We start from the raw sequence: 7,250 nt of genomic DNA on the forward strand, positions 1-7,250 counted from the left end.
GTGAAGATCGTCCCCGCGGCACGCACCGCCGACGGTGCCACGGGGATGAGCGCGCCGTTGCCGGCGGCCTCGGGGTTGCTCGGGTGCGAGATGCGACCGGTGTGCATGAGCTGGGCGACGATCGTGCCGCCGTTCGCATGCACGGCCTCGGTCACCTTTCGCCAGGAGTCCACCTGCGCGGCGGAGTGGATGCCGGGGGTGGCGGGGTAGCCCTGCCCGATGGCGCTGGGCTGGATCCCCTCGGTGATGATGAGCCCTGCACCTGCGCGCTGCGCGTAGTACTCGGCCATGTCGGCGGTCGCCAGAGTGCGGGGCGCTCGGCTGCGGGTCATGGGCGCCATCGCGATGCGATTGCGCAGCCGGAGGCCACCGGCGGTGATCGGCTCGAAAGCGGTTCGTGTGGCGGTTGATGTCTCGTGCATTGCGGAACTCCTGTTCAGACGGCTCCCTGCCGTCTTAGTTGTTCGAACAAGGGGTTTGATGAAGCTATTCCTTGTCCGAGCAAGGACTTTCGGTTCGCATCGACCGATGCAGTCCTGGGGCTCGGTGAGAAAGGGTCTCGTCAGGCTTCGGGAGAGGGCGATCCGGAGGTCTCGAGGTGAGACTCCAGCTCCTTCAGTGCGCGCAGGAGCTCGGCCTGACGCCGCTCTGAGGCATCGCCGACGGTGAGCTGCTCCAACCGGGCCCAGGCAGCAGCGACCCGCGGGCGGAGCGGCAGGCTGCTCTCCGTGGCCTGGACGATCACCACGCGCCCGTCCTGAGCAGACCGGCTGCGCGCCACCAGCCCGGACCTCTCGAGGCGGGCGATGCTGCGAGTCATCGTCGGAGCGTCCGAGTCGAGCATCTGCACCAGGTCGACGAGTCGCTGCGGACCCCTGTCCCACAGCGTCATCAGGACCAGTTCTTGACCGGGGCGCAGTCCGGTCTCCCGCAGCAGCTGGGCGGCGATGCTCTTGTGCAGGCGTGCGAGCTGGAACACCGCATGACTCAGTGGTGCCGCGCTCAGCGGTGCGTCGCTCGGCGGGGCGCCCCCCTGAAGCATCGGCTTGTCCACGGGCTCAGCGTAGGTTCGGATCCTCCCGCGGGCAAACGCCGACGAGCCGGCGCGCGTCGCCGGCCGGCTCGCAGGCGGCTGGGCGGCACCGAGATCGGTCCGGGATGAAGCGCGTCCAGGAGTCGGGGAGCCGATCGCTCCTGGAGGAATCACGCCCCTGAAGGGCGGGAGTCCCAGCGGCCGGGCTCTGCCAGCACGTGCGAGCGCGCGCTCGCGGCATCCGCTTGGACCTCGGCCGTGCAGTACAGCAGCGATTCGGTGGGGTAGCCGTGCGCGTTGTTGTCGCGGATGATGGCGCGATCGTCGTCGGGGGAGAGCTCTGCGCTGCGGGCCAGCAGGGTGATCCAGCGATCCGCCCAGCCGTCGTCATCCGGCCGTGCGGCGGCGAACTCCGGGAGCCACGCCGCGATCCGGGCCGTGCGCGGATCGTCGAGGTCGTCGTGCGCGATCATGTGCACGCCGCCCGGCACCGGCGTCTCGCGCAGCTCTATGCCATCCCAGTGCAGCACCCGTGAGCCATGCGGAGCAGCCTCGAGCAGGTTGAAGCCGTGCATCCGCAGCGGCGCCTCCGGCGACCTGCCCGCGACGGACTCCAGTGCCAGCGAGCCGCGGGAGAGCACCTCGCTCTCGGGCAGGTCGAGCACGTCGGCGCGGTTCAGCAGCACTGCCAGGCGGTGGGATGCCGGATCCAGGGCCAGCCAGGCGCCTCCGGCACGGCGGTCGTGGATGCCGATCACGCCCGGGTACTCGTCCGGCCACCATTCGCCCAGGTCATCCCAGGCGCGCTGGGGATCCTCGTCGCGCACGGCCAGCAGCCGTGCTCCGCCATCTGCGACATCGATCACCACGGTGCACACGTGCACGAGTCTATGGGCACCGCGGGCGCACGGCTCCGCGGCATCGGCTCTGCCCGCCGTGCATCCGTGCCGAGTCGCGCGGTTGTGCCGGATGCTGCGACGAAGAACCTGCGCCGTGCGACCGCGGGTCGGGCAGAATCGAAGCGTGAACATCGTCGTGGGAGTCACCGGCGGGATCGCCGCGTACAAGGCGGTGCACCTGGTGCGCCTGCTCATCAAGGACGGACACGAGGTGACGGTCATCCCCACCGAGGATGCGCTGCGCTTCGTGGGCCTGCCGACCTGGGAGGCCATCAGCCGCCATCCGGTCACCACCAGCGTGCACGACGACGTCGCGAAGGTGCGCCACGTCGCCCTCGGGCAGGCTGCCGAGCTCGTGATCGTCGCGCCCGCCACCGCCAATACCATCGCGAAGATGGCCGCGGGCTTGGCCGACGACCTGCTGGGCACCACGCTGCTGGCCACCACCGCGCCGGTCGCGATCGCCCCCGCCATGCACACCGAGATGTGGCTCCACCCGGCCACCCAGGCGAACATCGACACCCTGCGCGAGCGCGGCGTCGCCATCCTCGGCCCCGCCGAGGGCGAGCTCACCGGAGGCGACTCCGGGCCGGGGCGGATGCTGGAGTCCGAGCAGATCGCCGAGCGGGCGCTCGCGCTGATCGCCGAACGCGATCTGGACGGTCTGCGCGTCGTCGTCTCCGCGGGCGGCACCCGCGAGCCCCTCGACCCGGTGCGGTTCCTGGGCAACCGGTCCAGCGGGAGGCAGGGCACAGCCCTCGCGCTGGCAGCCGCCGATCGCGGCGCCGAGGTGGTGCTGGTCGCCGCGCACGTCGACGGTGCGGTGCTGGCGGATGCTGTCCGGCATCCGCTCGTGCGCATCGAGCACACAGGAACCGCGGCCGAACTCGGCGACGCCATGCGTCGTGCCGCCGAGGACGCGGCCGTGATCGTGATGGCCGCGGCGGTCGCCGACTACCGGCCCGCGGAGGTCGCCGATGCCAAGCTCACCAAGGAATCCGGACCGCTGGAGAGCATCGAGCTGGTGCAGAACGAGGACATCGTCGCCGGGCTGGCCGCGCGCCGGCACCCGGGGCAGATCGTCGTCGCGTTCGCCGCCGAGAGCCCGCAGGACGCCGACGAGATGCTGGCCCGTGCTCGGCGCAAGCGCGAGCGCAAGCGCGTGGACCTGCTGGTGGTCAACGAGGTCGGCTGGGACCGCGGGTTCGAGTCCGCCACCAACGCTGTGCAGGTGATCGGCGAGAGCGGGGCGGTGCTGTCCCGGGCATCCGGCTCCAAGCGCGCAATCGCCGACGACATCTGGGACGTGATCTCCGCGCACCTGGGATGACCGGAAACCGGCATTCTGCTAAAGTTGAGTCATCACCACTCAACTTTGAAGGAGTCTCCTCAGGAGGAACGAATGAGCAACCCCGCACAGCAGAGCGAAGAGCAGCAGAGCGCCCTCGAGCAGTTCGGCATCAACCTCACCGATCGCGCCCGTCAGGGCAAGCTCGATCCGGTGATCGGCCGTGACAGCGAGATCCGCCGCGTGAGCCAGGTGCTCACCCGGCGCACCAAGAACAACCCCGTGCTGATCGGGGAGCCCGGCGTCGGCAAGACCGCCGTGGTCGAGGGGCTCGCGCAGCGCATCGTCGCGGGGGATGTGGCCGAGTCGCTGAAGGACAAGCAGCTCATCTCGCTCGACATCTCCGCTCTGGTCGCCGGCGCCATGTACCGGGGCCAGTTCGAGGAGCGGCTGAAGAGCGTCCTGAAGGAGATCGCCGACTCCGAGGGCCGGGTCATCACCTTCATCGACGAGCTGCACGTGCTGATGGGCGCGGGCGGCGGCGAGGGGTCGGTCGCGGCATCCAACATGCTCAAGCCCATGCTGGCCCGCGGCGAGCTGCGCATGATCGGCGCCACCACTCTCAACGAGTACCGCGAGTTCATCGAGAAGGATGCCGCGCTCGAACGCCGCTTCCAGCAGGTGTACGTCGGCGAGCCCTCCGTCGAGGACACCATCGCCATCCTCCGCGGGTTGAAGGGCCGCTACGAGGCGCACCACGGGGTGACCATCTCCGATGGCGCGCTGGTGGCTGCCGCCGCGCTCTCCCACCGCTACCTGCCCAGCAGGCAGCTGCCCGACAAGGCCATCGACCTCATCGACGAGGCCATGTCGCGCCTGAAGATGGAGATCGACTCCTCGCCGGTGGAGATCGATGAGCTCAAGCGCCAGGTCGACCGCATGAAGCTCGAGGAGCTGGCCCTCAAGCGCGAGAAGGATGCCGCGTCGAAGGAGCGCCTGGCCACGCTGCGCGAGCACCTGGCGGGCCTGGAGAGCGAGCTGTCCGCGCTCGAGGAGCGCTGGGCGCGCGAGCGCCAGGGGCTCAACCGTGTGGGCGAGCTGAAGAAGAAGCTGGACGACGCGATCACGCAGCGCGACCTGGCCATGCGCGAGGCCGACTACACGAAGGCGTCCAAGCTCGAGTACGAGACCATCAAGCGCCTGCAGGCCGAGATCGCCGAGGCCGAGGTGTCTGAGGCGGCGCTCTCGAGCGAAGGCCGGATGGTCAACGAGCAGGTCACCGACGAGGACATCGCCGGCGTGATCGCCGCCTGGACCGGCATTCCCGTCGGCCGGCTGCTGCAGGGCGAGAGCGAGAAGCTGCTGCACCTGGAGAGCGAGCTCGGCAAGCGGCTGATCGGGCAGAAGGATGCCGTGAAGGCCGTGTCGGATGCCGTCCGGCGCTCGCGCGCCGGCATCAGCGACCCCGGTCGCCCCACCGGATCGTTCCTGTTCCTGGGGCCCACCGGCGTCGGCAAGACCGAGCTGGCCAAGGCGCTGGCGGAGTTCCTCTTCGACGACGAGCACGCCATGGTGCGCATCGACATGAGCGAGTACGGCGAGAAGCACTCCGTCTCGCGCCTGGTCGGCGCCCCTCCGGGCTACATCGGCTACGAGCAGGGCGGTCAGCTGACTGAGGCCGTGCGCCGGCGGCCGTACAGCGTCGTGCTGCTGGACGAGGTCGAGAAGGCGCACCCCGAGGTGTTCGACGTGCTGCTGCAGGTGCTCGACGACGGGCGGCTCACCGACGGCCAGGGCCGCACGGTGGACTTCTCCAACGTCATCCTGATCCTCACCAGCAACATCGGCTCGCCGATCCTCATCGACCCGCTGATGTCTCAGGACGAGAAGCGGGATGCCGTGATGGGGCTGGTGCGGCAGTCGTTCCGCCCCGAGTTCCTGAACCGGCTGGACGACATCGTGATGTTCGCAGCCCTCACGCAGGATGACCTCGCGCAGATCGTGGAGCTGTCGGTGGATGCGCTTCAGCGCCGCCTCGGCGATCGCCGGCTCACGCTGGCCGTCACCCCGGATGCCCGGTCGTGGCTGTCCGAGCGCGGCTACGACCCGGTGTTCGGCGCGCGTCCGCTGCGCCGCCTCATCCAGACCGAGGTGCAGAACCGGCTCGCCACCGCGCTGCTGTCCGGTGCCGTGCACGACGGCGACATCGTGCGGGTGGATGTCGCAGCCGACGGCTCGGGCCTGGTGCTCACCAGCGAGGGCTCCGGCACGGCGTCCGGGGCCGCGGGGTGAACCTGCGCGATCTGTCGTACCTGGTCGCCGTCGCCGAGGAGGGGCACTTCGGCCGGGCGGCGGCGGCCTGCTTCGTCAGCCAGCCCACGCTGTCCACGCAGATCCGCAAGCTCGAGCGCGAGCTGGGAGTGACGCTCGTCGAGCGCGCCCGCGGCGGAGTGCTGCTCACGCCCGTGGGCGCGAAGATCGTCGAGCGCGCTCAGGCGGCGCTGGGCGCGGTGGCCGACATGGAGGCGCTGGCCCGCGCCGCGCAGGATCCCGAGTCCGGCATCCTGCAGCTGGGCGTGCTGCCCACCTCCGGCCCCTACCTCATGCCGCACGTGCTGCGCCGCGTGCGGGATCGGTATCCGCGCGTGCAGCTGCGGCTGGTGGAGGACAAGACCGACGCACTGCTGGCCCGGCTGAACGCCGGGGCTCTGGATGCCGTGATCTGCGCCCTGCCCGTGGAGGATGCCGGGCTGCACACCGAGACGCTCTTCCGGGAGCCGTTCGTGCTGGCGACGCCGACCGGGCATCACCTGGCGGGCAAGCCGGATCTGGCCGTCGACGACCTGGCCGGCGAACAGCTCCTGCTGCTGGAGAACGGGCATTGCCTGCGCGATCAGGCGCTGGACGTGTGCACGCTGGCCGGCGCCTCCGAGAAGGGCGACTTCCGCGCGACGAGCCTGGAGACGCTGCGCGAGATGGTGGCCGTCGACGTCGGCATCACTCTGCTGCCGGTGCTGGCCGTGCAGCCGCCGATCGCCCGGACGGACTCCCTGCGCGTGACGCCGTTCGCGGGCCTGACGCCCGCGCGCACCATGGCCATGCTGTGGCGCAGCTCGGCCATCGGCGGTGAGCTGCTGAGCGGCATCGCGGACATCATCCGCGACATCCCGGCCGATCTGCTGGATGCCGGACGCCTCGCCACTGCATAGGCATAGCCTATCAATTGTTAAGAATCAATTGATTGGACGAGCGTTGCCGCCGCTCATAGGCTGGATGCGGGCAGAGGCTGCCCGAAGGAGGACACGAATATGGCGAACGCGCACGGACCCCGTCGACTGGGACCGCTCACCTGGCTGGTCGGCGAATGGGAGGGTGACACGGGAACCGACGTGTCGTACCACAACCGCGAGGACGAGACGAGCCCCACGGGATACTTCGAGAAGGCCTGGTTCCGTCCGATCCCGTTGCAGGAGAACGGCCAACAGCGCATCGAGGGCCTGACTTACGGCATGAAGGCGTGGCGCCACGGCGAAGAGGCGATGGACCCGTTCCACGACGAGGTCGGCTACCTGCTGTGGGAGCCTTCCACCCGCCAGGTGATCCGCAACGTGGTCTTCGGCCGCGGCATCGCGCTGATGGCCGGCGGCGAGGCGGATGCCTACGACAGTTCGTTCTCGGTCAAGGCCACCCCCGGTGACCCGAACTACGGCATCCTGCAGAACAAGTACCTGTCGGGTCGCGCCGAGCTGCGCAGCTTCGAGGCCACCTTCACGTTCAATGAGGACGAGACCTTCACCTACACGCAGACCCTGGTGCTGAAGCTCGGCGCCCTCGGCGGCGTGGAGATGGACCACACCGACACCAACACGCTGCACCGCGTGAAGCGCTACCACCCGGGCTCCGAGTTCAACTGAGCTCTCCCGCTGCGGACGGCCCGCGCCAGGCATCCGCCGGCGCGGGCCGTTCTGCGTGCGCGCACGTTCATCTGATCGCACCGCGAGGCTGAGATCGACGACGCGGTCGTCGGTGC

General features: G+C 69.8%; 6 protein-coding genes and 1 pseudogene. 4 read left to right on the forward strand and 3 right to left on the reverse strand.

What is annotated here, in order from left to right; genetic code table 11:
* The 3 genes and pseudogenes from WA967_RS12595 to WA967_RS12605 all read right to left on the reverse strand — a co-directional run.
* Positions 1–422 (reverse strand): annotated as a pseudogene (locus tag WA967_RS12595) (alkene reductase); the annotation flags it as partial.
* Positions 423–562: 140 nt separating this feature from the next.
* The gene (locus WA967_RS12600) at positions 563–1,054 is read right to left on the reverse strand and encodes a MarR family winged helix-turn-helix transcriptional regulator (RefSeq protein ID WP_424423098.1); all 492 of its coding nucleotides are present in this window, start codon (positions 1,052–1,054) and stop codon (positions 563–565) included.
* A gap of 149 nt (positions 1,055–1,203) precedes the next feature.
* The gene (locus tag WA967_RS12605; protein WP_424423101.1) at positions 1,204–1,911 is read right to left on the reverse strand and encodes an NRDE family protein; all 708 of its coding nucleotides are present in this window, start codon (positions 1,909–1,911) and stop codon (positions 1,204–1,206) included.
* Between the two features lie 145 nt (positions 1,912–2,056).
* Between WA967_RS12605 and coaBC the strand changes: the two genes are divergently transcribed.
* From coaBC to WA967_RS12625, 4 genes are all read left to right on the forward strand, one after another.
* Positions 2,057–3,262 (forward strand): bifunctional phosphopantothenoylcysteine decarboxylase/phosphopantothenate--cysteine ligase CoaBC, encoded by a 1,206-nt coding sequence (coaBC, locus tag WA967_RS12610; protein WP_424423104.1) that lies wholly within the window; start codon positions 2,057–2,059, stop codon positions 3,260–3,262.
* 72 nt (positions 3,263–3,334) lie between these two features.
* Entirely contained in the window at positions 3,335–5,512 is a 2,178-nt protein-coding gene (locus WA967_RS12615) for an ATP-dependent Clp protease ATP-binding subunit (protein WP_424423107.1), read from the forward strand.
* Positions 5,509–6,429 carry a LysR substrate-binding domain-containing protein gene (locus tag WA967_RS12620; protein ID WP_424423110.1) on the forward strand — a complete coding sequence of 307 codons (921 nt, stop codon included), beginning with the start codon at positions 5,509–5,511 and terminating at the stop codon, positions 6,427–6,429. The genes WA967_RS12615 and WA967_RS12620 overlap by 4 nt, the downstream gene beginning before the upstream one ends.
* Positions 6,430–6,528: 99 nt before the next feature.
* A complete protein-coding gene (locus WA967_RS12625) occupies positions 6,529–7,134 on the forward strand; it encodes a heme-binding beta-barrel domain-containing protein (protein WP_424423113.1) in 606 nt (201 codons plus the stop codon).
* Positions 7,135–7,250 lie beyond the last annotated feature (116 nt).

It is taken from the genome of Microbacterium sp., from assembly GCF_049650565.1.
GTDB lineage: Bacteria > Actinomycetota > Actinomycetes > Actinomycetales > Microbacteriaceae > Microbacterium.